The organism is Microcoleus sp. PH2017_28_MFU_U_A (assembly GCF_020738035.1).
In the GTDB taxonomy this organism is placed as follows: Bacteria; Cyanobacteriota; Cyanobacteriia; order Cyanobacteriales; family Microcoleaceae; genus Microcoleus.
The window spans coordinates 1-1,295 of record NZ_JAEQCX010000013.1; the positions used below are offsets into that span (position 1 = coordinate 1).

1 protein-coding gene is annotated in these 1,295 nt (G+C 42.6%); it reads left to right on the top strand.

All coding sequences use genetic code 11. The annotated features are described in order from the left end of the window. On the top strand, nt 1-1,287 hold a 1,287-nt coding region (locus JGK14_RS00130), incomplete at its 5' end, for an RNA-guided endonuclease InsQ/TnpB family protein (protein ID WP_325314555.1). Nucleotides 1,288-1,295 lie beyond the last annotated feature (8 nt).

Consider the following 1,295-nt stretch of genomic DNA (forward strand, 5'->3'; position numbering starts at 1 on the left):
GACTACTTTATTCTAGAAATCCTGTTGCCATTTTGTAGAAATTGGGTAAAATCAAACAAGGAGGTGATGCAAGTGTTCAATCTGACTTATGAATTCAAATTGAAACCCACAAAAACACAAGTAGCAATATTTGAGGATTGGTTGGAACAATGTCGCAAGGTATATAATTATGCCCTGCAAGAACGTAAAGATTGGTATAATTCCCGAAAATGTCGGATTGACGCTTGTTCCCTGCGCTCGGAATTCATCATCAGAGCTGACACACCCAGACCAACTTACTCAACTCAATGTAAAGCCTTAACTGCATACAGGAAAACCAGCCCTGCATTACAACGTATCAATGCTCAAGCTTTACAACAAGTGCTGCGCCGACTAGAAAAGGCATTTGTAAGTATGTGGGAACAAAACCACGGATTTCCCCGATTCAAAAAAAGGGGAACCATGAGGTCTTTTGTGTTTCCACAACTAAGTTTAAACCCAATTCAAAATAGTAGTGTCAAACTGCCTGTAATTGGCTGGGTAAGATTTTGGCAATCCCGAGCGATTCCCGATGGTGGAATTATTAAGCAGGCACGGGTAGTAAATCGTGCATCCGGCTGGTATCTAATGCTGACCGTTCAATGGGATGTAAAAATTCCCGACGTAGTGCCACACGGAAATTCCCTAGGAATTGATGTCGGACTAACGAATTTCATAGCAACTTCTAATAGTCTTTTAGTCAAGCGGCCAAGGTTTTTTATAGACGCAGAACGCAAGCTGAAATTGCTGCAAAAACGTGTGAGTAAAAAGCGCAGTGGCTCAAATAATTGGCGCAAAGCTCAAAAAAAAGTTGCTCTTTTGCACGAATACGTTGCTAATTGTCGCTCAGATTGGCATCGCAAAATCTCTCATCAAATTTGCAATGATGTGGGGATGGTATTTGTTGAGGACTTAAATTTAGTTGGACTATCCAGAGGGATGCTGGGCAAGCACTGCTTAGACGCTGGATGGGGTCAATTTTTCACTATTTTGGAACAAACCTGTTGGAAACGCGGGGTGTACTTCCAAAAAGTGAATGCTAAGAAAACCAGTCAGATTTGTCCAAATTGTGGTGTCGCAACAGGCAAAAAAGAGCTTGCTGAGCGTACTCATACTTGCTCAAATTGCGGTTATACAACCGATAGAGATGTTGCAGCAGCTCAAGTAGTTCTAATTAGAGGACTTGCAGCCGTAGGGCATACGGTCAAGATGCTTGCCGAGGGTAAATTCGTCGGAATCCCACTGAAGCAAGAATCCTCTCGCCTTTAGGCAGAGGT